Raw genomic sequence first — 24,803 nt, forward strand, 5'->3', positions numbered from 1 at the left:
TCAGGAGGGCCCGGCGCGGGTCGCGCGCCGGGCCCGGGACGTCAGTGACAGTTGGTGGTGCCGCTGTCGGCGTAGGTCTTTCCGGCCTGCGGGACGAACTGCCAGTCGTAGCTGTTCGCGTGCAGCGTCAGCTTCAGGACGCCGTACGTGTCGCTGTTCCGCGCCTGGCTGTTCGGCTGGATGGTGCCGAACGAGTAGTGGCTCGCCCCGCCCATCCCGGCGACGAACTCGCGGATGCCGCGCGCGGCGTCGGCCGCGCCGCTCGGGTTCATCGGCGCGAACCGCTCGTACTGGTGGTTGTGCCCGGTGACGATGACGTCGGCGTTGTTGTCGTAGAGCGCCTGCACCAGCGGGCCCACCGTGGTGGTCGGCGCGTGGTTCGCGCCGGACGTCCACCGGGGGTGGTGCCAGTAGGCGATGGTGCACGGCTTCGGGTTGGCGGCGAGGTCGGCCCGCAGCCACTGCTCCTGCGCGCCGCCCGCCGCGCAGCCGCCGCTGATCGACCCGCAGTTGGAGTTGAGCGCGACGACGTGCCAGTTGGCGCCGATGTCGTAGGAGTAGTAGCCCTTGGTCGGGTCGCCCGCCGCCGCGCCGAAGTACCCGTAGTAGCCCGTGGCGCCGGAGGTGTTGTAGTCGTGGTTGCCGGGCGACGGCCGGGTGCGGGCCTTGTGCCGTCCCCACGTCGGGTTGTAGTAGGTGTTGAACTCGCTGGTCGTGCCGCTGTCGTAGACGTTGTCGCCGGCGGTGAAGACCGTGCCGGGGATGTTGTCGAGCAGCGCCGCGGTCGCGGTGTCGCCGCTGCCGGAGTTGCTGATGTCGCCGGCGCCGACGAGGACCGGGTCGGCCGCCGCCGAGGCCGCGCCGCCCGGCAGCGTGACCGCCGCGATCGCGGCCGCGCCGAGGACGCCCGTGAGGACGGTCGCGAGCACGCTTCTGCTTGGGGCCATGTCCACTCCTTTGCGGGGGAATTGGGCACTCCGGACGGTAATTTCGCAGTTACACGTCCCGGCGAGGACCCGGCGAGCGCACGCCATCCAGTGGATGAATGACGCCGGAGAACAAAGATCCGTAAAAAACGGGAGTCAGGAATTGGGGGCGCCTCGGCGCCGGGATAACCCCGAACCGGAAATTGAAAAGCACAGTTATCGCGACGATTCCGGGGTTGCGAAGAGAACCATTTCCGTGGCGGCGCGTTCCCGAATGCGCCAGGATGAGGGGTCCGGACCAGGCCCCTCACCCGTCGTCGGAGGTCCGTTGCGTGGCAGAGACCGCTGGCTGGTCGCGTTCCTCGGGATCGCGGTCGCGGTCGTCGCGCTGCTGGCCGGAATACCGGTCAACAAGCTGAGCGATCTCGTCCTCGCGGGACGGGACCGGGACCTCCGGTTCTGGCTCGTCGTCACCGGCGGCTGCGTGCTGGCGCTGATCGCGCTCGGCGTGGCCGTCGAGTTCGTGAGCGGCCGGGGCGAGCGGCGCGGTTCGGCGCCGTTCGACGTCCCCGCGCAGGACGCCGGATGGGTGCCCCGCCGCGAGCTGTCCTCCGCCGTGTCCGAGCTGCTGCGCGGGCGGCGCGGCCGGACCGTCGCGTTCACCACGGCCCTGCACGGCGCGGGCGGCTTCGGCAAGACCATGCTCGCCCGCGAGGTGGCGCGCCACCCCGACGTGCGGCGCCGCTACCGGGGCGGCGTCGTGTGGACGACGGTCGGCCGCGACCGGCGCGGCGCCGACCTCGCCGAGCTGATCGGCACGCTCACCGCGCGGCTCGGCGGCACGCCGGCGCCGACCAGCGACCCCGAGCAGGCCGGGCTCCAGCTCGGCCAGGTCCTCGCCGGACGCCGCCCGACCCTCCTCGTGATCGACGACGTGTGGGACGAGGCCCAGCTCACCCCCTTCCTCGGCGGGACGGGCGACTGCACCCGCCTGGTCACCACCCGCAACGCGAAGGCCCTGCCCCGCGAGACGGCGCGGATCCGCGTCGACCAGATGGACCGGGACGCCGCCGACCGCCTCCTCACCCAGGGGCTGCCGCCGCTCGACCCGTCCAGCCACCGCGATCTGCTGCTCCTCACGGGCCGGTGGCCGCTGCTGCTCTCCCTGGTCAACGGCGTGCTGCGGGACCGGATCGAGACCGGTCTCCCGGCCGCGCGGGTCGCCCGGGACGTCGCCGCCCGGCTGCGCGCCGCCGGGCCCGCCGCGCTGGACCTCGACGACCGGGGCAGCAGGCAGCGCGCCGTCCGCGCGACCGTCGAGTACAGCCTGGAGACGCTCGGCGAAGGGTTCCGCGACCGCTACCTCGAACTGGGCGTCTTCGCCGAGGACGCCCTCGTCCCACTCGACGCCGTGACCGCGCTGTGGGGCGCGACCGGCGGGCTCGCGCCGGACGAGTGCGACGCGCTGGCCGCCCGGCTCGCGGAGCACTCGCTCGTCCGCAGGCACGGCGGCGAGCTGGAGATGCACGACGTCCTGCGCGACTACGCGAGGTCGCGGCTCGCCGACCACCGCGCCGTGCACCGGGCGCTCGTCGAGAGCTTACGCACGGGGGACTGGTGGGATCTCGCCCCCGGCTACCTGTTCCGGTACCTCGTCCACCACCTGTCCGAGGCGGAACTGACCGACGAGGTGGACGAGCTGGTCACCGACGTCCGCTGGCTGGACGCCAAGGTCCGGACGCTGGGGCCCGCCGCCGCGATCAGCGACCTGCGGTACGGGACGACGCCGGAGGCGGAGTTCGTCCGCGCCGCGCTGGCGCAGAGCGCCCACCTGCTGGAGCCCGCCGTCCCCTCGGCGGTGCTGACCAGCACGCTGCTCAGCCGCCTGAAGATGCTGGTGCCCGAGCTGTCCGAGCGCGTCGACGCCTACGCGGCGGCGCGCGGCGGAGCGCTGCTGGAGGCGCGCTGGCCGTTGCCCGACGCGCCCGACCCGAAGCTCGTCCGCCGGTTCACCTGGCACGACGGAAACGTCACCGGCCTGGAGTTCGCGCCGGACGGGAGCTGGCTCGCGTCCGTCGACGAACGCGGCGGCGTCCGGCTGTGGACGCCCGGCGGCACCGACCTCGGCAGCGCGCAGCTCGACCTGCCCGACCCGCGCCCCGCCGCCGTGCGGATCGGCCCGGACGGCACCTGGCTCGTCGTCGCCACCGACCGCGGCGACGCGCACCTCTTCGGCCGCGACGGCGAGCACTTCGCCGACCTCGGCGCCGCCCACCCCGGCGGGCTCGCCGGGTGGTCGGCGGCGGGCGACGGCTCATGGCTCGCCACGCTCGGCCGGACCGGCACCGTCCGCTGCTGGACGGCGCGCGGCGTCCGGCTCGACCGCCTCCCCGGCTGCCCGCGCACCGGGACGATGGGCCTCGCCGTCTCCCCGGACGGCGGCTGGCTCGCGTCCGTCGACGCCGCCGGGAACATCCGCCGCTGGGACCGGGACGGCACCGGCTGGCGGGCGACGACGCTGCGCAAGGGCGGCGGCCGGGGCGCCAACTCGGGCATGGTCGCCTACCGCGCGCTGAGCACCGGACGGTCGACCTACCGCCGCCACCTGGAGGCGGCGAACCCGTCAGGGCCGAGCCGTGCCGCGGTGGTGGCCCGCGGCCTCGCCGCCGGGCTGCGCGACAAGCTCGACCTGCTCGGCGGCATCGGCCCGCTCGGCTGCTTCGCGGCCCTCACCGGGTTCCGCGCCACGAGCAGTCTCACCCGGCACTTCGACAGCGGTTGGCGGATCGGCCGCCAGTCCGAGGACGGACAGCGCGGATCGCCACTGGACCGGCCGTCCACCCTCGCGATCGCGCCCGACGGGACGTGGCTGGCGGCCGTCACCAACGACGGCGACCTCCGGCTCCTCGATCCCGACGGCACGCCCCGCGAGTCCCCGGACTTCTACGTCCGGCCCGGCACCCGCGTGTGGATCTCCCCGGACGGCGAGTACCTCGTCATCTGCGCGCCCACGACCCTGACGCTCTGGCCGAAGAGCGCCCCGGCGCGCGGGTCGCCGACCCTCGACACCGTCCGCCCCATCACGCCGTGGGCGGCGCCCCGACCGGTGCCGGGGGAGCCCGGCCTGTTCCTGGCGGAGACCACGCGAGGGCCGCGCGTCTTCACCGGACAGGGCGAGGAGAAGAATCTGGACCACCGGATCATCGGCCTCGGCTACGCCCGCCTCGGCGCGCTCACCGCGCTCGGACCCGACCCCGAGACGGCCGCCGTGGCGATCGGCGACACCATCCACCTGTACAGCAAGGCCGTCAGGCGGTTGGTGCCGAAGCAGTGGACCGGCGACGTCAGGCGGGCCGAGCTGTTCCCGTCCGGCGAGTGGCTGGTCGAGCAGGCGCTCCGGCGCCACTCGGGCCGTCGCCCGCGCGGGCCGCACGGCCCGCGCTGGGAACTGACCGTCCGTGCCGCGGACGGACAATTCCGCGTCCTCCTCACGTGCGGGCCCTTCCTGGACGCGAACGACGAGTTCTTCGTCTTCTCCGAAGGTCGCCGGATTCTCACCGTCCATGGCGACCTGCTCCAGTTGTGGAGCACCGAGAGCGGCGGGCGGGTCGCGCTGCTGCCGGGGGAGAGGCGCCCGGCGGCCGATCCGTCGTCCCCCGGATTCGTGACCGTCTCCACGCGCGGCCGGTGGGGCGCCGCGCTGTGGACCGACGACGGCGACGAGACGCTGCTGCTGGGGCGGCTCGGCGACTTCGTCCGCGTGGGACGGCACCGCGACCGCGTCCTGACGCTCTCCCCGGGCGGCGAGCTGTCCCTGCTGGCGGACGACGGAGCCCACCTCGCGACCCGTTCCGACGTGCACGGCCACGCCTTCTTCCCCGAGGGCGGGCTGCTCACCTGGGGGCCGTCCGGGCTGGCGATCGACGACGCGGACGGCGTCTCCCGCGACCTCGGCGTTCCATGCGCCGTACCGCCGGTCGTCGCGTCCACCTGGTTCGCGCTCCACGGCGGCGGCGCCGTCGAACTCTGGCACCGCGACGGGACGCGCCGGGCCCGCGTCCCCGGCCGCGACCCCGCGATCTCCCCCGCCGGGACGTGGTTCACGACGACCGGCGACGACCGGTCGACGCTCACGATCCGGGGCACGGAGGGGTCCGTCCTGCGCGAGATCGGCGGCCCGCCGGGCTGGCTGGCGGGGCCGCCGGTGATCGCCCCGTCCGGCGCGCTCCTCCTCGCCGTTTCGGACGACGGCGTGCTCCGCGTCGCCGACACCGCGACCGGCGAGATCATCACCGGTATCCGCGCCGAGGCGGTGTCCTACGCCTCGCTCACCTGGTTCCCGGACTCCACCGGCTTCATGGCCACCGGCCTAGACCGCCTCTACTCCTTCACCCTCCGCAGGAATTGACGTCCCCCGGCCGCCGGGAAGCCATGCCTATGTGGTCAGGACGAACGGACTTGTGTCCCGGCGGCAGGTGGCCGGCCTCCGCGCTGGAGGAATGGTCTTCGCAGGGGTCGGCCTGAGAGCCGAAAGGGTCCGCCATGCTGCACGGCATCGACGTGGCTTCCTACGAGCCCACCTTCAAGACCGAAGGGGTGGACTTCGTGATCGTGAAAGCGACCGAAGGACGCACCTACACCAATCCCTACCGGGCCAAGCAGGCCAGGCGGGCCCGCGACGCCGGATGCGCGGTGGGGTTCTACCATTTCCTGCGCGGACGCCGGGGAATCCGACTGGCCAGGATCAAGGCCCAGGCCAAGTACTTCGTCGAGCACTGCGGCGCCGAGGACGGCGACATCCTCGCCCTCGACTGGGAGTCCGACCCGAAGGGCCGCCTCCCCACCGCCGCGCAGAAGGACAAGTTCCTGCACGAGGTGAAGAAGCTCCGTCCCGGCCACCGGCTGGTCCTCTACTGCAACCGCGACCTGTGGACGAGGAAGAGCACCACCGACTACAGGGCCGACGGGCTCTGGATCGCCGACTACCGCAAGGCCGGCGAGCCGAAGATCCAGGACGAGTGGCTCTTCCACCAGTACACCTCGGAGCCCATCGACAAGAACGTCGCCGATTTCAAGAGCCGCGACGACCTCAAGGATTGGGCGTCCGCCGGCTGACCATCTCGTTGATCCAGACGGGCGCGAACGGCGACGTGCAGTTCGGCGGAGTCGGGTAGTCCTTGAGCACCTCAAGGCGCTCCCCGATGCCGATCGCGCGGGCGCGGTGCTCGGCGTGCTCGATGCCGATATGGCCCAGGCACTCGTTCATGGCCCACTGCAGGCGGTCCGGCGCGTCCTTCATCCGCGCCTCGATGATGTCGAGCAGGCCGTCGAGATCGAGGCCGTCGGGCTTCTTCCGGACGCGTTCGCTGGTCAACGCCCAACCGGCGCTCGCGACCACCGGATCCGGGTCGGCGAACCACGCCAGGCGCAATTCCTCCGAATGGGGGCTCTTCTTCACCACGTAATTCACGAGCCAGTCGTGGACCTTGGGCGTGCGCGCCTGGCGCAGCATCGCGTCCAACTCGTCGCGCCCGAACGCCTTCGGACGGCAGATCAGCATGGCCAGCAGCCTCGCCGCGCTGTCGCCGGTCTCCCAGAGGCCCAGCGCGAGTTCCTGCTGCGTCTTCAACCGCTTCGCGAGCGCCCGCAGCTTGCCGAGGTTCACACCGTGGTCGTCGCCGTGCCTCTCGTTCACCGCCCGCGTCTTCGGATCGTCCAGCCCGGCCAACTCGGCCATCACCTCGGCCATCACCTCGGCCACCGCCGTGTCGCCCACCGCCGCCTCCCTCGGACGTCCGTCACATGCGGTCATCAGACTACGACGGAGCCTCATCGTCGGCCGGACGCTTCGCCGCCGCCGTCGCCCTCGGCGGCGGGGTGCGACGGCGCGCAACTCCGATCGTGCTCGACGTCCCTCCGGGGCGGTGACCGGGAACGATCCGGGCGGTCGCGGATGTCCGCTACCGGACATCGGCGTGCTCACCGATTGTGATTGATGATCTTCGTAGCGTTACCTACGCTCGGGGGCATGGCGATACCGACCGAGCAGATCGGCAGCATTCCCAGGACCCCCGAACTGTTGGCCGCGATGACGGCCCACGCCGCCGGCGAGGTCGGCGACGCCGATCTGGCCGCCGCGCGGGACGCGGCGGTCCGCGACACCATCCAGCGGCTGGAGGCGACGGGCTCTCCGGTCGTCAGCGACGGCGAGCAGGCCAAGCCGAGCTTCGCCACCTATCCGATCGCCGGGCTCCCCGGCCTCGCGCCCGAGGGCGTGGTCATACCGTTCGCGGACGGCCACCAGCGGCAGTTGCCCGTGCTGACCGAGGGACCGTTCCGGTACCAGGTCCACGCCGACACGTTCTACCGGGTCGCGGCGGAACACGCGCGGGTGCCCGTCAAGCAGGCCGTGATCGCGCCGTCCGCGCTCAGCCTCCTCTACCCACCGTCCGGTGTTTCCGGGTATTCGCGCGAGGCTTTCGTGACCGATCTGGTCTCGGAGGCGGAGGCCGACATCCGGGGGCCGCTGGACGCCGGGGCCCACGCCGTCCAACTCGACTTCACCGAGGGCAGGCTCTCGCTCAAGCTCGACCCGAGCGGCGGCGTCCTGGACGACTTCATCGCGCTCAACAACCAGGTCCTGGAGCGCTTCACCGACGCCGAGCGCGCCCGGATCGGCGTGCACACCTGCCCCGGCGGCGACCAGGACTCCACCCACAGCCTGGACGTCGACTACGCCGGGCTGCTGCCCAGGCTGTTCCAGCTCAGGGCCGGAAACTTCTACGTCCAGCTGGCGAGCGAGGCCGACCCGGAGAAGGTCCTCGCCGTCATCGCCGAGCACCTGCCCGCCGACGCCCGCGTCTTCATCGGGGTCACCGACCCGATCGACCCGCGCGTCGAGACGCCGGAAGAGGTCCGCGACCGGGTGCTCGTCGCGGCCCGCCACCTGCCGATCGATCGGCTCGGCACGTGCGACGACTGCGGCTTCTCGCCGTTCGCCGACGACACGTCCACCTCCCGCGAGATCGCCTTCGCGAAGATCGCCGCCCGCGTCCAGGGCACCGCGCTCGCCGCTCGCCGGCTCGGTCTGGAGAGCTAGCGACCCGCCCCCCGCAGGCCCGTGCGGACGGCACGCCCCGCCGTCCGCACGGGCCCCGCCCATCCGGGCAGCGTGAACAGGCCCGCGAGCCGGGTGAGGCGGTCCGGGACAGCCCGGTTGTAGACCCCTGGCGCCGGGCCGCTGCCGGACGTCCTCGGACGCGACCAGCTCGACCTGCCCGAGACGGGCGTCTGCTCCAGCGACCTCCCTGCCGAGGACCCCGGCGCCGCTTCCCCATTATCATTGCGGGCTTACCGCGCGCCGATGTGGTGGCGGTGCGTTCATCCGGAGGCGCGGAATCGGCCTGCCCCACGATCACCGCGCGACATTGGTCTTCACCGTCCGCGGCCCCATGAGCTAAGTTCCCGGCCGGGTCGTCCCGGTGCGCGCCGGGCCTTTGGGTCCGCCGTTTCTTGCGGGCCCGGCGCACTTAGGGGGACCCCATGGACGACAAACCAAGCGTCCTGTTCGTCAGCGTCCACAACGCGGGACGCTCCCAAATGGCCGCCGCCTACCTCACCCACTTCGCGGGCGACGCGATCGAAGTCCGGTCCGCCGGATCGGCCCCGGCCGAGCGGATCAACCCCGCCGTCGCCGAGGCGATGGCGGAAGAAGGCATCGACATCTCCGCCGAAATCCCGAAGGCCCTCACCGTCGACGCGGTGCCGGCGTGGGACGTCGTCATCACCATGGGCTGCGGCGACACCTGTCCCGTCTTCCCCGGCAAACGCCACGAGGACCGGCCACTCGACGATCCGGCGGGGCAAGGCGTCGAAGCGGTCCGTCCGATCAGGGACGAAATCCGCGTCCGCATCCAAGAACTCGCCGCCGAACTCACCGGCGCGCCCGGCCGGGGAAAGTAAGCGCCCGGCGGCGAGTCGAGTCCGTAACCAGGCGACTTCTATGGCGGACCGGACGACCGGCCGGGAAGACCGCCGTGCTACGCGACCTGTCCGGGCTCTATACTTCTGGATCCACGATGCGTTCGATTCGCTAAAGTAACGGTGACGTAGCGCCACGAGATGAAAGGCAGAAAATGGCTCAGAAGGTACAAGTCATCATGACGGACGACCTCGACGGCGGTGCGGCGGAGGAGACCGTCTCCTTCGGCCTCGACGGCAGGGTCTACGAAATCGATTTGAGCGAGAAGAACGCCAACAAACTCCGGCGCACTCTGCACGCCTACATGGAGAGCGGCCGGCGGCTGAAGGCCACCAGGGGCGGGCGCCCCGCGGCCCGCGGCGCCGGGAACCGCGAGCGGTCCGCCGAGATCCGCGAGTGGGCGAGGCAGGCCGGGATCAAGGTCAACGACCGTGGGCGCATTCCCGCCACCGTGGTCGAGCAGTACGAGGCCGCGCACTAGCGGTCCCCGGACCGGACGCGGACGCTCGCCGGGAGGCCGGCGGCTTCGCCTGGCCGCCTCGTCGCCGAGCGAGGCCGCCAGGCGATTCTGCGGCCCGGCGGCGCCGCGCGCGGGGATGCCCGGGGGGCATGCCTCGCTGACCATGTGAAATCCACCGAACCGGTATGTCGCGGCCAGGATGCTAGCATCCTGTCAAATTAGGAAGGTAGCGATCAGGGCGCGACACGCCCGGGGGAGGGCGAGATGATCGGCGGTGATCTGCGGAGGGCGGTCAGGGGACGGGTCCTGACGCGCGACGACGACGGCTTCGACGCGGCGCGCAGAGCGTGGAACCTGACGGTCGAGCAGCCGGTGGCGGCCGTGGTGGAGGCCGCCGACGCCGCCGACGTGGCCGCGCTCGTCCGGTACGCCCGCCGCGCCGGGCTGTCGGTCGCCGCCCAGGCCGCAGGCCATGACGCGTCCGGCGACGTCGAAGGCGTGATCTTGCTGCGCACCGGCCGCCTCGACGGCCTGCGCGTGCGCGCGGACGAGCGGACCGCCCAGGTGGGCGCGGGCGTCGACTGGGGCCGGGTGCTGGCGGAAGCCGGGCCTCGCGGGCTGACCGGGCTGGCGGGCAGTTCGCCCGCCGTCAACGTGACCGGATACACGCTGGGCGGGGGCCTGTCGTGGTTCGGCCGAAGGTTCGGCTGGGCCGCCGACAGCGTCCGCGCCGCCGACGTCGTCGACGCGGACGGGAACCGGACGCGGGTGACCGAGACGTCCGATCCCGAGCTGTTCTGGGGGCTCAGGGGAGGCGGCGGCGACTTCGCGCTGGTGACGTCCCTCGAATTCGACCTGTACCCGGCGCCCGTCCTGTACGGCGGACGGGTGGTCTGGCCGGACGCGCGCGCCCCCGAGGTGTTCGACGCCTTCCGGGCGATCACCGCCGACGCGCCGCGCGAACTGGCCGTCTGGTTCAGCCGGTTCGCCTTCCCCGGAGCCCCGCCGATGGCGGCCCTGGATCTCGCCTACCTGGGCTACCCGCGCGAGGGCGCCGCGCTCGTCCGCGCCATCGGGAAGATCGACGGGGTGATCAGCGACACGCGCGGGACGCTGCCCATCGCCGACCTCGGCGGAATCGCCGCCGAGCCGACCAAGCCGTCCGCGTCGATGCCCCGCGCGGAACTGCTCACCGGCCTGGACGACGCCCTCGCCACGGAGCCGATCGATCCGCTGCTCTCCGTCCAGGTCCGGCATCTGTCCGGCGCGCTGGCCGAGCCGGGCCCCGGCCCGAGCGGAGCCCTGACCGAGCCCTATAGCCTCCACCTGGTCGGCGTCGGCCCCAACCCCGACCTGGCGCGTGCGACCCGCGCCGGACAGGCCCGTTTCGTCGAGCGTTTCCGCGCCATCGTCACCGGACGCAAGCCCTACACGCTGCTGGCCCCCGGCGAGACGGCGGCCGACTTCTTCGCCCCGCCGGTCCTCGCCCGGCTGCGCGAGTTGAAGCGCGCCCGCGACCCGCACGACGTCTTCCGCGCGAACCACCCCGTCCTCACGTAGGCGGTCTCTCGCCCCTCCGGCGCTGTGACCTCGGGCTTCGCTCTCTTTGACCGTTCCATGCCCGGCCATTGACGGTTGCATGTTGTATGTGACAACATCCACGCCACGTGAGCGGCGCCACCCCTGCGTGGGGTGGGCCCCGGCCGCAGACGGAGGAGCGAGTTCGCGCGAGGCCCGGCCACGGGCCGCGGCGCGCCGCGGAAAGCGAGGAGTTCATGAAGGTTCGAGCACGCGTTCTGGGCTCGGTGCTGATCGCTGCGTCACTCGTCCTCGCCGGATGCGGCGGGGGCGACGACTCAGGCGACGGCGACAAGGGGAAGAAGATCACCGTCGCGACCCAGCCGGACTTCTTCGGGGTGCCGCTGTACTTCGCGGTGCAGAAGGGCTTCCTGAAGAAGCAGGGTCTGGACGCCAAGCTCCAGAAGTTCCCGACCGGCGTCGAGGGCACCGAGGCTGTGGCGACCGGCCAGGCCGACTTCACCACGGTCGCGGGATTCCCCGTGGTCAGCCTCGCGGCCAGGAAGGCGCAGGTGAAGGTGATCGGGCACAACGCGACGTCCGCCAAGTGGTGGGGATTCGTGACCGACGGCAGCATCAGCAAGCCGTCGGACCTCGAAGGCAAGACGGTCGGGTTCCAGTCCAACTCCACCGCGAACTACTGGTTCGACCAGTTCGTCGCGTTCCACAAGCTGGATCGTTCCAAGATTAAGATCGTGGACGCCAAGTTCGCGCAGCTCGTCCCGACGTTCGCGCAGGGCAAGGCCAACGCGATCATCCACTTCGAGCCCAACGTCTCCAAGGCCGTCGCCAGCAAGAGCGGCGCCAAGGTGACCTGGTGGGGCGGTGACGACAACCTGCTCCCGTTCTACGGCTACGTCGCGGCCGGCCCGAAGGTCTACAAGGACAAGGACACGGCCATGCGCGTCCTGCGCGGGCTGCGCGAGACGGCCGAGTACATGAAGAACAACGAGGCCGAGGTCATCAAGCTCGCCAAGGAACTCACCGGCATGACCGACGACGCCGCGATCAAGGAGATCCTCGCCCAGATCGACTTCAGCCTCGCGTTCGACCCGAAGAGCGTCGAGCAGGTCCAGCAGATCGCGGACTACCAGCTCCAGCACAAGCAGATCAAGGAGCGCGTGGACGCGCAGAGCCTGGTCGAGGCGAGCTGGGTTTCGGAGTCGGAGAAGTAACGGTCTTCTCCCTCCCCCCGGGAAAACGGCCCGGACGGCGGGCGGGCATTGGGGCGGCCCGCCGTCCGGGGCACCAACGCACAGCACGTGGAGGCACGTCGTGGAAATCGGGATCTCACACCTGCCGGTGTCGCCGTCCCGCGCGCTGCGCCTCGCCCAGATCGCCGACAGCACCGGCATCGCGAGGTTCGGGGTGGCGGACTCGTCGCACCTGTTCGGCGCGATGTACCCCACCGTGCAACTGATCCTGTCCCGGACGTCGCGGATCAAGGCCGGGCCGTTCGTCACCAACCCGGTGACGCGGCACCCGTCCGTGCACGCGGCGGACGTCGCCGCGCTGGCGTCGCTGTACTCCCCGGACCGGATCGCGGTCGCGATGGGCACCGGCGACTCGGCCGTGCACAGCGTGGGCCTGCGTCCGGCCAAGGCCGAGGACGTGGGCCGCGCGCTCGGGACGATCCGCGCCGTCGCCCCGGACGGGGTGACGCTGGAGCTCGCGGCGAGCGGGCCGAAGGCGGCCTCGGCCGCGACGGCCGAAGGCGTCGACGGGCTGGTGCTGGGCGGCGGGATGTCCGTCCCGTGGACGCGGCGGCTCATCGAGGCGGCCGGGCCCCGGCCGCTGACCGCGCAGGTGTTCCTGATCGGCCACCTGGTGGAGCGCGAGGACGAGGTGAAGCGGGCGCGCGCGGCCGTCCGGGCCTCGGTCCTGGCGGTGGCGCGGCACGCGATCGGCGTCGACATGGCCGGACGGGACGTCCCGTCCCGGCTGCGTCCGGGCCTTGAGCAGGCGTTCGCCCGCTACGACTTCGCCGCGCACGCCAAGGCGGACGGCGCGAACGAGCGGCTCCTGGACGACCACCCCGAAGAAGAGGCGTACCTGTTCGAGCGTTTCGCGGCGGTCGGCACGCCGGGCGCCGTCGCGGAGCGCCTCCGCGAGTTCCAGCGGGAGAGCGGGATCGACGGCGCCGTGCTGAGCACGACCGTCCCCGACCCGGACGCGCACGTCGCCCTCACCGGCGAACGGCTGACCACCGCGCTCCGCCCATGAGCACGCCCATGAGCACGCCCATGAGCACGCCCATGAGCGCGCACGCCCCCAACGACCCAGAGGAGAGGACGGCATGACGCAACCGACCACGGGCTCGCAGCCGCGCTCGTCCGACGAGGGATTCGTCGTCATCGACGGCGTCTCCTTCTCCTATCCCGGCAGCTCGCAGCCGATCCTGCGGGACGTCAGCCTGACCCTGCGGCGCGGGGAGTTCTTCGTCCTGCTCGGGCCGAGCGGCTGCGGCAAGACGACGATCATGAACCAGGTCGCCGGGTTCGAGCGGCCGACCACGGGCTCGATCACCGTGGACGGCCGCCCCGTCAGCGGCCCCGGCCCCGACCGCGCGGTGATCTTCCAGGGCGACGACTCGCTGCTCGGGTGGCTCAACGTCCGGCACAACGTCGAGTTCGGGCTGCGCGCGCTGCGGGTCCCCGGCGCCGAGCGCACGAAACGTGTGCAACGCGCGCTGGAGACGGTCGAGCTGGCCGGGCAGCAGGGCAAGTTCCCGCACGAGCTGTCGGGCGGGATGAAGCAGCGCGTCCAGATCGCCCGCGCCCTGGTGGTGGACGCGCCCGTCCTGCTGATGGACGAGCCGTTCGGCGCCCTCGACGCGCAGACCCGCACCAACCTGCAGGACGCGCTCGCCGGACTGTGGGAGCAGTCGCAGCGGACCGTCCTGTTCATCACGCACGACATCTCCGAGGCGCTCATCCTCGGCGACCGGATCGGCGTGATGACGTCCGGCCCGGAGGCGCGGCTCCAGACGGTGATGGACAACCCGCTGCCGCGCCCGCGCCATCGCGGCACCGCCGAGTTCGCCGACCTGTACCAGCAGGTCGAGGACGCGGTGACGGCCGCGAAGTCCCGTCCACCGGCCGCGGCTGGGGAGTCGCGGTGAGCCGGACGGCGGCGGCGCGGCGCTGGCGCTGGCAGCGGCTCGGGCTGAACGTCCTCGCCGTGCTGGTCGCGGTGGCCGCCTGGCACGTCGCGGCGCTGTGGAAGGACAACCTGCTCGTCTTCCCCACCCCGGGAACCAGCCTGTCGGCGCTCCGCGACGTGCTGTCCGAAGGGGACCAGCGGCACCAGTTGATCATCACGCTGCGCCGGGTCGTCGTCGGGTTCGCGCTCGGCAGCGCGCTCGGCGTCGTGATCGGCAGCCTGATCGGGAGCGTCCGGAGCGTCGCGCTGACGCTCGAACCGGTCGTCCACTTCCTCCGGTCGGTGACGCCGGTGGCGTGGATCGTCCCCGCCACCATCTGGCTCGGCGTGGGCGAGGGGTCGCTGCGGTTCATCGTCGTCTACGCGACGGTCTTCCCGGTCACCATCAACACGCTCGCGGGGCTGGCCCAGGTGCCGGTCAACAAGGTGCGGATGGCGCGCACGTTCGGGGCGTCCCGGCTGCGCATCTACCGGTCGATCATCATTCCGAGCGCCGTGCCGTACATCGTCACCGGCATGCGGCTGTCGCTCGGCTACTCGTTCATGAGCGTCGTCGCGGCGGAGATGGTCGCGGGCCGGGACGGCATCGGCTACCTGATCTACAACTCCCGCATCTTCTTCGACACCGCCACGATGTTCGCCGGGATCCTGCTGCTCGGCGCCGCCGGACTGGTGTTCGACAAGATCTTCAGCGTCGCCGCCCACCGCGGCCTCGCCCGCTTCTACGCCGGGCAGGTGAACACGTGAGCACGACCACCACGCGGGCCGGGTCCCGCCGGGTCCTGGCGACCCCGGCGCGGCGGGCCGCGCTCCGCCGGGCGCCCGTCGCCGTCGCCGGGATCCTCGTGATCCTCCTCGCCTGGGAGCTGGTCGCCCGCGCCTACGGCAAGCCGCTGCTGTTCCCCGGACCGGCGGAGACGGGATCCACCCTGCTCGACGGCCTGACCGGCGGGGACATCCCGGACGCGGCGATCGCCAGCATCGGGCGCGTCCTGTCCGGCCTCGCCATCGGGTCGCTCGCGGGCGTCCTGCTGGGGCTGCTGTCGGGGTCGAGCCGCGTGCTTGAGGCGCTGTTCGAGCCGTTCATCAACGTCTTCCGGTTCATCCCGCCGCTGGCCTGGTTCGCTCCGGCGCTGCTGTGGCTCGGCGCGGGGGAGACGTCCAAGGTCGCGCTGATCGTCTACACGTCGGTGTTCGTCGTCGCGGTGAACACGGCGGCCGGGGTGAAGGCGGTCCCGAAGAACATGGTGCGGATGGCGCGCACCTACGGGGCGGGCCCGGTCCGGGTGTTCTTCGCGGTGCGGCTGCCCGCGAGCCTTCCCTACGTCTTCTCCGGCGTGCGCATCGCGATGGGCAACGCGTTCATGACGGTCGTCACCGCCGAGATGCTCGGCGCCGAGTCCGGGCTCGGGGTCCTGATCACCGAGGGGACCGCCAACACCGACGTGCGCGGGGTGTTCGCCGCGCTGATCGTCCTCGGCGCGCTCGGGTTGTGCGCCGACCGGCTGTTCGTCCTGCTGCTGCGGCGGTTCGGCGGACGGTTCTCCGCACGGACGCTCGGTGGGCCGTGAGCGGCGCCTCGGCTTCGGTGCTGGAACGAGACACAGGGGGAGCCGTGAGCGCGCGATCCGCGTCCACGGCGGCTCCTCCGCGAGAGAAAGGTCTGATTCGATGACGACCCTGGTCACGGGTGCGTCCGGTTTCGTCGGCAGGTACGCGGTGCGCGAGTTGCTCTCGGCGGGAGCCGAGGTCGTCGCGCTCGACCACGCGCCCGCCGCCGGGCTGCCGCGTTCTCCCCGGCTGAGCGCGGTTCAGGGCGATGTCCGGGACCTCAGGCAGTTGGCGCGCGTCGCCCGCGAGCACCGGGTCGACCGGATCATCCACCTGGCCTCGCTGCTGGCCCCGGCCTCGCAGGACGACCCGTACCACGCGCTCGAAGTGAACGTCATCGGGACGCAGAACCTGATGGAGGTCGCGCTGCTGTGCGGCGTCACCAATTTCGCGTGGGCGAGTTCGATGGCGGTGTTCGGCCACCAGACGCAGGCCGACGACAACTCCGAGGAGTTCACCGAGTCGAGCCGTCATTGCCCCGACAACGTCTACGGCACCACCAAGTCCTATGCCGAGGGGATTTCGCTCGCCTATCGGGAGCGGTACGGCCTGAACACCGTCGGGCTCCGGATCGGATTGGTGTACGGGCAGGGCAAGGAACGCGGCGAGGGGCTTTTCACCGAGCATTTGTTCGACCGTCCGGCGCGCGGCGAGGACTCCGTGGTGCCCTTCGGGGACGACGTCTTCTCGTGGCAGTACGTCCGGGACGTCGCGCGGGCGTTCATCCTGGTCAACGGCCGCGACGAGACCGACCAGGGCATTTACAACCTGCCGGGGACGGTCGCGAGCATGCGGGACGCGGTGGACCTCGTCCGGGAACTGCGCCCGGAGGTGACCATCGGCACCGAGCCGGGACGGCTCGGATTCCCGTACCGGTTCAGCACGACCGCCTTCGAGAAACTCGCCGGGGACGAACATCCGCTGACCCCGCTCCGCGACGGTATCGCGGAGACGCTGGACCGGCTGCGCGACGGCGGCGGCGAATGACGTCCGGCGGCCTTCGACACGACGAATACGGGAGGTGAGCGTGGCAACGCTCGAATTGGGTGACGGGTCCGTCGTCTGGTACCGGCGCGAGGGGACCGGGCCGACGATCGTCGACATTCACGGAAGCGGTTTCGGCTACCGGAACTTCGCGATGCTGACCCCGCATCTCGTCGACTCCTTCGACGTGATCGACCTGGACCTGCCCGGCTACGGGCAGAGCACCGCGAACGGTCCGCTCGGCGTCGCGGAATGGGCGAACTACGTCGCCGAGTTCATCGAGCGGCTGATCGGCGGCCCCGCGTACGTGCACGGCACGTCGATGGGCGCCGTGGTCGCCACCAGGCTCGCCGCCGACCACCCCGAGGCGCTGAAGGACCTCGTCCTGTCGTGCTGCCTTTTCCGCTACGACAATGCGGCCCGGCACATGCGGCACACCTGGAAGCGCGGCGCGATGGACAGCGGAATGGTGCAGGTCGCCGACCAGACGGCCGCCGCCGGGTTCTCGCGGAGTTTCTACGACCGTCCGGACGCCACCGACATCCTCGACCGGCTGCGGACCGCGATGGGCTCCAACGAGCCCGAGTCGTTCGTCGCGGGAACCGAGAGCCTGGAGGCGATGGACCTGTCGGACCTGCTGCCCCGGCTGCCCCGGACCCTCCTGCTCGGCGGGGACGAGGACCAGATGACGCCGCCCGTCCCGGCGGAGAGCGGCGTCGGCTTCGACACCGCCGTGAAGGTCATCCCGGACGCGGAACTGCGCATCCTGGAGAAGTGCGGCCATTACCTCGTGCTGGAGCAGCCGGAGCGGGCGGCGGAGGTCATCAAGCGCTTCGTGCTCCGATCCGGCGATACCGGCTGACCCGGGCAACCGCTGCCCGCGGATACGGCGCATCTGCCATGATCCGCGTCAGCCGCACCCCCCACCGTAGGAGGAGACAATGACCAGCGAGCCGCCCTCGGGGGCGAAGGCGTCGCGGTCCGACCGGTCGTCGCGTGCGATCAAGTTGGACCTGCCGAGCGACGCCGGGAGCCAGCCGCAGGTCACCGAGACGGTCGAGCAGCGCATCGCGCAGGAACTGCGCCGGCTGATCGCGGAGGGCGACCTCGCGCCCGGGGCGCATCTGCCGTTGCGCCAGCTCGCCGCGCATTTCGGGGTGAGCATCACGCCGGTGCGGGTGGCTTTGATCGAGCTGGCCGCCGCCGGGCTGGTGGTCAGCCGTCCCCATTCCGGTATGCGGGTGGCGCCGATGAGCCTTGAGGAATTCGAGGAGGTCTGGACGATCCGGGTGAGCCTCGAATGGTGGCTCACGCGGCGTGCGGTGGAGCAGGTGCGGGACCACGACATCGAGCACCTGCGCGGCGCCCTTGAGAAGATCCAGCATGCCGCCCACAGCCAGGCGGAATGGCCGGAGTACGTTGGGCACAGCTGGAACTACCGCCGGTACCTCTATTCGCTCGCCGACCGTCCGCAGATGTTGAACAGCCTGGACACGGTGTACGTGCGGTCCGCCCGGTACAGCCGTCTCATGCTCGTCGGCGGGGAGCGGATCAACCGCGCGGCGGCCTCGATGGAGGAGGTGCACGCGGCCGTGGAACGGCGCGACGCCAAGGCGGCGCAGGAGGCGCTGCGGCGCGGAATGGAATGGACGATGGAAGCCGCGCTCAACCAGTTCGTCAGCGATCTGCCCGCCACTCCGGAATGGTGACCGTGCAGGACCGTCCGCTCGTGGCGGTGTTCTCTCTCGGCGGGACGATCGCGTCGACGAACGCGCGGGGAACGGACGGGGTCACGCCCCGGCTCGGCGCTGAGGAACTGCTCGCGGGCGTCCCCGGATTGGACGACTTCGCCAAGCTGGAACCGGTGGCGTTCCGCCGGACCGCGTCCGGCGACCTCACCTTCGACGACCTCGCCGCCCTCGCGGCGGAGATCGGCGCGCGGTTCGAGGCGGGGGCGGCGGGTGCGGTGGTCGTGCAGGGGACCGACACGATCGAGGAGACCTCGTTCGTCCTGGACCTGCTGGTCAGCGCGCCGAACCCGGTCGTCGTGACCGGCGCCATGCGCAACCCGACGCTGGCGGGGCCGGACGGTCCCGCGAACCTGCGCGCGGCCGTCCGGGTCGCGGCGTCGTCCGAGGCGCGGGGGCTGGGCGCGCTGGTCGTGCTCAACGACGAGGTCCACGCGGCGCGGTTCGTCGCCAAGACCCACACGAGCAGCCCCGCCGCCTTCCGCTCGGCGCCCGCCGGTCCGGTCGGCTGGCTGGTCGAGGACCGGCTGCGGTTCGCGGTGCGGACGGAGCGGCTGCCCGGCGTGCCGCTTCCCGCCGGGCCGGTGCCGCCGGTGGCGCTGCTGACGATGTCCCTAGGCGAGGGCGATCGGCTCATCGGGCAGGTCGGCGCGCTGGGGTACGCGGGGCTGGTCGTCGAGTCGTTCGGCGGCGGGCACGTCCCCTCGTGGACCGTTCCCGCGCTGGAGCGGCTGGCCGCGACGATCCCCGTCGTGCTCGCCTCCCGGACGGGCGGCGGCGACATACTCCAGGCCACCTACGGATTCCCCGGTTCCGAACGCGAGCTCATCGCACGCGGGCTGATCCCGGCCGGATTCCTGAACGGCCCGAAGGCGCGCATTCTGCTGAGCCTGTTGCTCGCGAACGGCGCCGGGATCGATGAGGTGCGGACGGTGTTCGCGGATATTTAGCCGTCATTCCCGGTGAGCATTCCCGGTCAGCTCCGCGGAAGGCCATTGGCCCCGGCTCAAGGCCGACTCGACCTGGTGGGTCAGTTCGTTGACGACGACGTCGGTGGCGGGCGCCTTTCGTCCCGTCCGGGGTGTGCCGAGCACGATGGAGCGCCACAGCGTCGGCTCGGACAATGGCGCGGCGCTGAGGGAGCCGTCGGCGACGTCTTCGGCGATGCCGACGCCGGGCAGAATGGTCCAGCCGTGACCGGCCCGCACGAGCCGTTTCTGGACGTGCATGGAATTGGTCTGCGCGGCGATGGTCACCGCCGTCCCGGCGCGGGCGGCGGCCGCGTCGATCAGCGCCCGCAGCCCGTGCCCCGCCGCGGGCATCACCAGCGGCTGCGCCGCGACCTCCGCGAACGGCACCGGATCGGCGGCGCGGAGCCCGGCGGACGGCGGCGCGACCGCCCAAAGCTTCTCCCGCACCAGCGGACGGACGTTCAGCGACGGCGTCCCGGCCAGGTCGTAGAGCAGGGTGAGGTCGAGGTCGCCATCGTCCAGCCACTGCTGGAGGTGCCCCGAGTACGCGGTGAGGACGCGCAGCTCGATGCCCGGATGGTCGCGGGCGATGGCGGACACGAGCGGCTCGGCGAGCAGGTCGCTGGCGCTGTCGAGCAGCCCGACGGTCACGATCCCGGTGACCTGTCCGGGCGTCGGCTGGATCTCCGCGCGAGCGCGCTCCAGCTCGGTGAGGGCGCGCCTGGCGCGTTCGAGCAGGATCGTCCCGGCGTCGGTGAGGCGCATGCCCTGCCGCGTCCGCTCGAACAGCGGGACGCCGAGGTCCCGCTCCAGCGCGCGGATCTGCCTGGTCACCGCCGGTTGGACGAGGTGCAGCAGTTCCGCCGCGCGCGTCACGCTCCCGGCTTCGGCCACCGTCACGAGTGCCTTGAGCTGTTTGACGTCCATCGGTTCCTCCCGCGCCATCCGTACCCGGCATGAAGACATCAGCAATTGGTATTTTACTCGACTCCACATTACGGACGATGATGATGTCACCGCGCGAGGAGGAGGTCACCGCATGTATGAGCGTCCGCTTTCAGGCGTCACCGTCGTGAGCCTTGAGCAGGCCGTGGCGGCGCCGTTCGCCACCCGCCAGCTCGCGGACCTCGGCGCCCGCGTGATCAAGGTGGAGCGGCCCGGCGGTGGTGACTTCGCGCGCCGGTACGACACGACGGTGCACGGGCAGTCGAGCTATTTCGTGTGGCTCAACCGGTCCAAGGAATCGCTGACCCTGGACGTGAAGTCTCCGGGCGGGCGTCAGGTTCTGGAAGAGTTGCTCGCCGGAGCCGACGTATTCGTGCAGAACCTCGCTCCGGGCGCCGCCGACCGACTGGGATTGGACGTCGCGTCGCTGACCGCGCGATATCCCTCGCTGATCCCGTGCACGATTTCCGGGTACGGGACGTCCGGCCCGTGGGCCGACCGCAAGGCGTACGACCTGCTCGTCCAGTGCCAGACCGGACTGGTCTCGCTGACGGGCACCGCCGAGGAGGCCGCACGCGTCGGGATATCGGTCGCCGACATCGCGGCGGGCATGTACGCCTATTCGGGAATCCTCACCGCGCTCTACACCCGCGCGACCACCGGTACGGCACACGCCGTGGAGGTGTCGCTTTTCGAGGCCCTCGGCGAATGGATGAGCCAGCCCGCCTATTACACGCGGTTCGGCGGGACGCCGCCGCAGCGGATCGGCACGCAGCACGCCACCATCGCGCCCTACGGCGCCTATACGGCGGGCGACGGCGGGCAGGTGCTGTTCTCCGTCCAGAACGAGCGGGAGTGGGCCGCGCTGTGCGAGCGGTTCCTCGAACGTCCGGACCTGGTGGACGATCCGCGTTTCGCCACCGGATCGGCGCGCGTCGCCCACCGGGACGAGTTGAACGCCGTCATCGCCGAACGGTTCGAGCGATCCGGGAGCGCCGAAGTCATGCGGACGCTGGACGAGGCGGGAATCGCCAACGCCGGGGTCAACGACGTCCACGAGTTCGTCGCGCACGAGGTGCTCGCCGAACGCGGACGCTGGCATGACGTAGCGATTCCCGGCGCGGTCGTGCCGATGCTCAAACCGCCCGCGGACATTTCCGGTGTGCGTCCGCGAATGGACCCGGTACCCGCCGCCGGGGAGCACACCGAGCGGATCCTGACCGAGCTGGGACGCACCGAGGCCGACATCGACGCACTGCGCGCCGACGGCGCGATCTGACGACAGAAGAGCTGGAGGAACAACAATGAGCACCCTGGACATCCTGTCCTCCGACGAGCGCTTCGTCGTCGAGACCGTCCGCGAATTCGTGGACAACGAGGTGAAGCCCGTCGTCCGGGAACTGGAGCACGCCAACACCTATCCCGAGGCGTTGATCGAGCAGATGAAGCAGCTCGGCATCTTCGGGCTGGCGGTTCCCGAGGAATACGGCGGGAACCCCGTGTCCCTGCCCTGCTACGTCCTGGTCACCGAGGAGTTGGCGCGCGGCTGGATGAGCCTCGCCGGTGCCATGGGCGGCCACACCGTGGTCGCGAAACTCCTGCTGACCTTCGGCACGGAGGAGCAGAAGCGCCACTACCTCCCGAGAATGGCCACCGGTGAAGTGCGCGCCACGATGGCGCTGACCGAACCGGGCGGCGGCTCCGACCTCCAGGCGATGCGCACCATCGCCCGCAAGGACGCGGACGGCTATCTCGTCAACGGCCAGAAGACGTGGATCAGCAATTCGAGGCGATCCCAGTTGATCGCCCTGATGTGCAAGACGGACCCCGACGCCCAACCCGCGCACAAGGGCGTCTCGATCCTCCTCGTCGAGCACGGGCCCGGCCTCACCGTGTCCCGTGACCTGCCCAAACTCGGCTACAAGGGCGTGGAGAGCTGCGAGATCGTCTTCGACGACTACCGCGCGCCGCTCGACTCCGTACTCGGCGGATCGGAGGGCAAGGGCTTCGCCCAGATGATGAAGGGGCTGGAGACGGGCAGGCTCCAGGTCGCCGCCCGCGCGCTCGGCGTGGGACGGGCCGCGCTGGAGGATTCCCTCGCCTATGCCCAGGAGCGCGAGTCGTTCGGAAAGCCGATCTGGCGGCACCAGGCCGTCGGCAACTACCTCGCCGAGATGGCGACGTCGCTGACCGCCGCGCGCCAGCTCACCCTTTACGCCGCGCGGGAGGGCGAGGCGGGACGGCGCGTGGACATGGAGGCGGGAATGGCTAAGCTGTTCGCGTCCGAGACCGCCATGAAGATCGCGCTGGACGCCGTCCGCATCCACGGCGGCTACGGCTATTCGACGGAGTTCGACGTCGAGCGGTACTTCCGCGACGCGCCGCTGATGATCGTCGGCGAGGGCACGAACGAGATCCAGCGCAACGTCATCACGCGCCAGCTCGTCAGTCGTGGCGGTCTCGACGCCTGACGACCTGTTCGGCGGGCCCTAGCCGCCACGGAACGCTGGTCACCATCACGCCCGGCCGGAAGAGCAGGCGCGCAGTGAGGCGAAGCGCGCTCTGGTTGTGCAGAAGCTGCTCCCACCAATGGTGCACGACGTATTCGGGGATGAACACGCAGACGACGTCACGAGGGCTCTTCCGGCGGATCCGTCCGACATAGTCGAGGACGGGCCCCGTGATGTCGCGGTAAGGCGAGTCGAGAACTGTCAGAGGCACGGGAATCCCGAACCGCGCCCATTCCTCTTCGAGTTCCGCTGTGTCGCTCCCGGACGTCCGGACGGTCACGGCGGTGAGCGTCGAAGGCTGGGTCGCCCGCGCGAAGGCGATGGCGCGCAGCGCGGGAGTGTGAAGTTTCGAGACCAGCACCACGGCGTGGACGCGGCTCGGCAGCGAAACGGCCTCCTCGGAGGGTTCCAGCTCTACGGCCAGCCGGGCGTAATGGCCGTGAATGGCCTTCATCGTCATGAAGACGACCGGCATCGCGATGACGACGATCCACGCGCCGTGCGTGAACTTCGTGACCAGGACGACGGCCAGGACCAGCGCGGTCAGGACGGCCCCGGCCGCGTTGATCAGCCGGGCCCGGTGGATCCGTCCCCGCTCCCGCGCGGAGCTTCGTCCGAGAAGCGCCGTCCAGTGCCGGACCATGCCGGTCTGGCTGAGGGTGAAGGAGACGAAGACGCCGATGATGTAGAGCTGGATGAGCCGCGTCGTGCTGGCGTTGAACGCCCAGATCAGGATGCTCGCGAAGACGGCGAGGATCATGATCCCGTTGCTGAACACCAGCCGGTCGCCGCGCCGGGAGAACTGCTTCGGCAGGAAGCCGTCCTCGCCCAGGATGGACGCGAGGATCGGGAAGCCGTTGTAGGCGGTGTTGGCCGCCAGCACCAGGATCGCCGCGGTGAACCCGGCCACCAGGTAGAACAGCATCGAACCGGAGCCGGACACCGCCGCCGCGATCTGCGTGATGACGGTCTTCTGCTCGTAGCCCGCGGGCGTCCCGGTCAGCAGGCGCGGGTCGGCGGCGATCCGCACGTCCGAGAGCAGGGCGAGCCCGGTGATCCCGGCGAAGACGGTCACGGTGATCCCGCCCATGATCGCCAGGGTGGCGGCCGCGTTGTCGGCCTTCGGCGGCTTGAACCCGGGGACGCCGTTGCTGACCGCCTCGACCCCGGTGAGCGCCGTGCAGCCCTGCGAGAACGCCCGCAGGACCAGCGCGATGGCCAGCCACCCCGTCGTCCCATGGGACGGCTGAATCCCGAAGTGCGCTGACTCGGCGCGCGGCGTGTCACCCGCCAGCGTCCGGCCCACGCCCCACAGGATCACGGCCATGACGACGGCGACGAACCCGTAGGTGGGGACGGCGAAGACCGTCCCCGACTCCCTGACCCCGCGCAGGTTCATCAGCGCCAGCAGCGCGACCAGGCCGACGCAGACCTGCACCGAGTACGGCGCCAGCCCCGGCAGCGCGGACGCGAGGTTCGCGACCCCCGCCGCCACCGACACCGCCACCGTCAGCACGTAGTCGACGAGCAGCGCGCTGGCCGCGACCAGCGACGCGTTGACGCCGAGGTTCTCGCGGCTGACGACGTAGGCGCCGCCGCCGTTCGGGTAGCCGTGGCAGGTCTGCCGGTACGACAGGACGACCACCGTCAGCAGGACGACGACCGCGCCCGCGATCCACGGCGTGAGATGGGTCAGCGCCAGCCCGCCCAGGCTGAGCGCCAGCAGGATCTCCTCCGTCGCGTACGCGTTGGACGACAGCGGGTCGCTGCAGAACACGGGCAGCGCGAGCTTCTTGGGCAGCAGCGTCCGGCCGAGCTGCCCGCTGCGGAGCGGCCGGCCGACGAGGAACCGCTTGGGAAGGCTCACCCCGTTCCTCCCCCCGGAGGGCCCGCCTCTCCGAAGGCCGCATACCCCGTCTGGCCGGGA

The 24,803-nt window shown here is 71.3% G+C and carries 21 protein-coding genes; 17 read left to right on the top strand and 4 right to left on the bottom strand.

Annotated elements, in window-relative coordinates; translation table 11 throughout:
• Positions 1-41 precede the first annotated feature (41 nt).
• A complete protein-coding gene (locus FXF65_RS21620) occupies positions 42-947 on the bottom strand; it encodes a metallophosphoesterase family protein (protein WP_222868665.1) in 906 nt (301 codons plus the stop codon).
• 307 nt (positions 948-1,254) lie between these two features.
• Here FXF65_RS21620 and FXF65_RS21625 point away from each other — a divergent pair, with 307 nt between their 5' ends.
• Together FXF65_RS21625 and FXF65_RS21630 are read left to right on the top strand one after the other, a co-directional pair.
• Positions 1,255-5,334: an NB-ARC domain-containing protein gene (locus FXF65_RS21625; protein ID WP_148351807.1), complete on the top strand. Its 4,080-nt coding sequence runs from the start codon at positions 1,255-1,257 to the stop codon at positions 5,332-5,334.
• 134 nt (positions 5,335-5,468) lie between these two features.
• Positions 5,469-6,041, top strand: coding sequence for a glycoside hydrolase family 25 protein (locus tag FXF65_RS21630; RefSeq protein ID WP_148351808.1), 573 nt, complete (start codon positions 5,469-5,471; stop codon positions 6,039-6,041).
• Here the strand turns inward: FXF65_RS21630 and FXF65_RS21635 are convergent.
• Positions 6,016-6,663, bottom strand: a complete 648-nt coding sequence (locus FXF65_RS21635) for a DNA alkylation repair protein (RefSeq protein WP_222868691.1) — start codon at positions 6,661-6,663, stop codon at positions 6,016-6,018. The genes FXF65_RS21630 and FXF65_RS21635 overlap by 26 nt on opposite strands.
• Before the next feature lie 291 nt (positions 6,664-6,954).
• On the opposite strand from FXF65_RS21635, the gene FXF65_RS21640 reads away from it, so the two are divergent.
• The 13 genes from FXF65_RS21640 (at position 6,955) to FXF65_RS21700 (ending at position 19,400) form a co-directional block, all read left to right on the top strand.
• On the top strand, positions 6,955-8,025 hold the full coding sequence (locus FXF65_RS21640; RefSeq protein WP_148351809.1) for a cobalamin-independent methionine synthase II family protein: 1,071 nt from the start codon (positions 6,955-6,957) through the stop codon (positions 8,023-8,025).
• 443 nt (positions 8,026-8,468) lie between these two features.
• Entirely contained in the window at positions 8,469-8,888 is a 420-nt protein-coding gene (locus FXF65_RS21645; protein ID WP_148351810.1) for an arsenate reductase ArsC, read from the top strand.
• 173 nt (positions 8,889-9,061) lie between these two features.
• On the top strand, positions 9,062-9,388 hold the full coding sequence (locus FXF65_RS21650) for a histone-like nucleoid-structuring protein Lsr2 (protein WP_067892072.1): 327 nt from the start codon (positions 9,062-9,064) through the stop codon (positions 9,386-9,388).
• A gap of 243 nt (positions 9,389-9,631) precedes the next feature.
• Positions 9,632-10,927 carry an FAD-binding oxidoreductase gene (locus FXF65_RS21655; RefSeq protein ID WP_148351811.1) on the top strand — a complete coding sequence of 432 codons (1,296 nt, stop codon included), beginning with the start codon at positions 9,632-9,634 and terminating at the stop codon, positions 10,925-10,927.
• 215 nt (positions 10,928-11,142) lie between these two features.
• The gene (locus tag FXF65_RS21660) at positions 11,143-12,120 is read left to right on the top strand and encodes an ABC transporter substrate-binding protein (RefSeq protein ID WP_148351812.1); all 978 of its coding nucleotides are present in this window, start codon (positions 11,143-11,145) and stop codon (positions 12,118-12,120) included.
• A 100-nt stretch (positions 12,121-12,220) separates the two neighbouring features.
• A complete protein-coding gene (locus FXF65_RS21665; protein ID WP_148351813.1) occupies positions 12,221-13,168 on the top strand; it encodes an LLM class flavin-dependent oxidoreductase in 948 nt (315 codons plus the stop codon).
• A 73-nt stretch (positions 13,169-13,241) separates the two neighbouring features.
• Positions 13,242-14,066, top strand: a complete 825-nt coding sequence (locus tag FXF65_RS21670) for an ABC transporter ATP-binding protein (RefSeq protein ID WP_148351814.1) — start codon at positions 13,242-13,244, stop codon at positions 14,064-14,066.
• Entirely contained in the window at positions 14,063-14,854 is a 792-nt protein-coding gene (locus FXF65_RS21675) for an ABC transporter permease (protein ID WP_148351815.1), read from the top strand. Before FXF65_RS21670 ends, FXF65_RS21675 begins: the two co-directional genes overlap by 4 nt.
• On the top strand, positions 14,851-15,678 hold the full coding sequence (locus tag FXF65_RS21680; RefSeq protein ID WP_148351816.1) for an ABC transporter permease: 828 nt from the start codon (positions 14,851-14,853) through the stop codon (positions 15,676-15,678). The genes FXF65_RS21675 and FXF65_RS21680 overlap by 4 nt, the downstream gene beginning before the upstream one ends.
• 100 nt (positions 15,679-15,778) lie before the next feature.
• Positions 15,779-16,705 (top strand): NAD-dependent epimerase/dehydratase family protein, encoded by a 927-nt coding sequence (locus FXF65_RS21685; RefSeq protein WP_148351817.1) that lies wholly within the window; start codon positions 15,779-15,781, stop codon positions 16,703-16,705.
• 40 nt (positions 16,706-16,745) lie between these two features.
• On the top strand, positions 16,746-17,564 hold the full coding sequence (locus FXF65_RS21690; RefSeq protein WP_187412438.1) for an alpha/beta fold hydrolase: 819 nt from the start codon (positions 16,746-16,748) through the stop codon (positions 17,562-17,564).
• 79 nt (positions 17,565-17,643) lie between these two features.
• Positions 17,644-18,411: a GntR family transcriptional regulator gene (locus FXF65_RS21695; RefSeq protein WP_148351819.1), complete on the top strand. Its 768-nt coding sequence runs from the start codon at positions 17,644-17,646 to the stop codon at positions 18,409-18,411.
• A 20-nt stretch (positions 18,412-18,431) separates the two neighbouring features.
• On the top strand, positions 18,432-19,400 hold the full coding sequence (locus FXF65_RS21700) for an asparaginase (protein ID WP_222868666.1): 969 nt from the start codon (positions 18,432-18,434) through the stop codon (positions 19,398-19,400).
• A gap of 3 nt (positions 19,401-19,403) precedes the next feature.
• Here the strand turns inward: FXF65_RS21700 and FXF65_RS21705 are convergent, their stop codons facing one another.
• Positions 19,404-20,348, bottom strand: coding sequence for a LysR family transcriptional regulator (locus tag FXF65_RS21705; RefSeq protein WP_148351821.1), 945 nt, complete (start codon positions 20,346-20,348; stop codon positions 19,404-19,406).
• Positions 20,349-20,460: 112 nt separating this feature from the next.
• Between FXF65_RS21705 and FXF65_RS21710 the strand changes: the two genes are divergently transcribed.
• Complete coding sequence (locus FXF65_RS21710) at positions 20,461-21,645, top strand: CaiB/BaiF CoA transferase family protein (RefSeq protein ID WP_148351822.1); 1,185 nt, start codon at positions 20,461-20,463, stop codon at positions 21,643-21,645.
• Between the two features lie 25 nt (positions 21,646-21,670).
• Entirely contained in the window at positions 21,671-22,837 is a 1,167-nt protein-coding gene (locus FXF65_RS21715) for an acyl-CoA dehydrogenase family protein (protein ID WP_148351823.1), read from the top strand.
• Here FXF65_RS21715 and FXF65_RS21720 read toward each other — a convergent pair.
• Entirely contained in the window at positions 22,812-24,743 is a 1,932-nt protein-coding gene (locus FXF65_RS21720) for an APC family permease (RefSeq protein ID WP_148351824.1), read from the bottom strand. The two genes, FXF65_RS21715 and FXF65_RS21720, sit on opposite strands and share 26 nt — an antisense overlap.
• Between the last annotated feature and the right edge of the window lie 60 nt (positions 24,744-24,803).

The organism is Actinomadura syzygii (genome assembly GCF_008085905.1).
GTDB classification, from domain to species: Bacteria; Actinomycetota; Actinomycetes; order Streptosporangiales; family Streptosporangiaceae; genus Spirillospora; species Spirillospora syzygii.

Bases quoted from the DNA above. Each gene is read 5' to 3' on its own strand.
- FXF65_RS21620 (WP_222868665.1), bottom strand. From the start codon at position 947: ATGGCCCCAAGCAGAAGCGTGCTCGCGACCGTCCTCACGGGCGTCCTC.
- FXF65_RS21630 (WP_148351808.1), top strand. From the start codon at position 5,469: ATGCTGCACGGCATCGACGTGGCTTCCTACGAGCCCACCTTCAAGACC.
- FXF65_RS21635 (WP_222868691.1), bottom strand. From the start codon at position 6,663: ATGGCCGAGTTGGCCGGGCTGGACGATCCGAAGACGCGGGCGGTGAAC.
- FXF65_RS21640 (WP_148351809.1), top strand. From the start codon at position 6,955: ATGGCGATACCGACCGAGCAGATCGGCAGCATTCCCAGGACCCCCGAA.
- FXF65_RS21645 (WP_148351810.1), top strand. From the start codon at position 8,469: ATGGACGACAAACCAAGCGTCCTGTTCGTCAGCGTCCACAACGCGGGA.
- FXF65_RS21650 (WP_067892072.1), top strand. From the start codon at position 9,062: ATGGCTCAGAAGGTACAAGTCATCATGACGGACGACCTCGACGGCGGT.
- FXF65_RS21655 (WP_148351811.1), top strand. From the start codon at position 9,632: ATGATCGGCGGTGATCTGCGGAGGGCGGTCAGGGGACGGGTCCTGACG.
- FXF65_RS21660 (WP_148351812.1), top strand. From the start codon at position 11,143: ATGAAGGTTCGAGCACGCGTTCTGGGCTCGGTGCTGATCGCTGCGTCA.
- FXF65_RS21670 (WP_148351814.1), top strand. From the start codon at position 13,242: ATGACGCAACCGACCACGGGCTCGCAGCCGCGCTCGTCCGACGAGGGA.
- FXF65_RS21685 (WP_148351817.1), top strand. From the start codon at position 15,779: ATGACGACCCTGGTCACGGGTGCGTCCGGTTTCGTCGGCAGGTACGCG.
- FXF65_RS21695 (WP_148351819.1), top strand. From the start codon at position 17,644: ATGACCAGCGAGCCGCCCTCGGGGGCGAAGGCGTCGCGGTCCGACCGG.
- FXF65_RS21705 (WP_148351821.1), bottom strand. From the start codon at position 20,348: ATGGACGTCAAACAGCTCAAGGCACTCGTGACGGTGGCCGAAGCCGGG.
- FXF65_RS21710 (WP_148351822.1), top strand. From the start codon at position 20,461: ATGTATGAGCGTCCGCTTTCAGGCGTCACCGTCGTGAGCCTTGAGCAG.
- FXF65_RS21715 (WP_148351823.1), top strand. From the start codon at position 21,671: ATGAGCACCCTGGACATCCTGTCCTCCGACGAGCGCTTCGTCGTCGAG.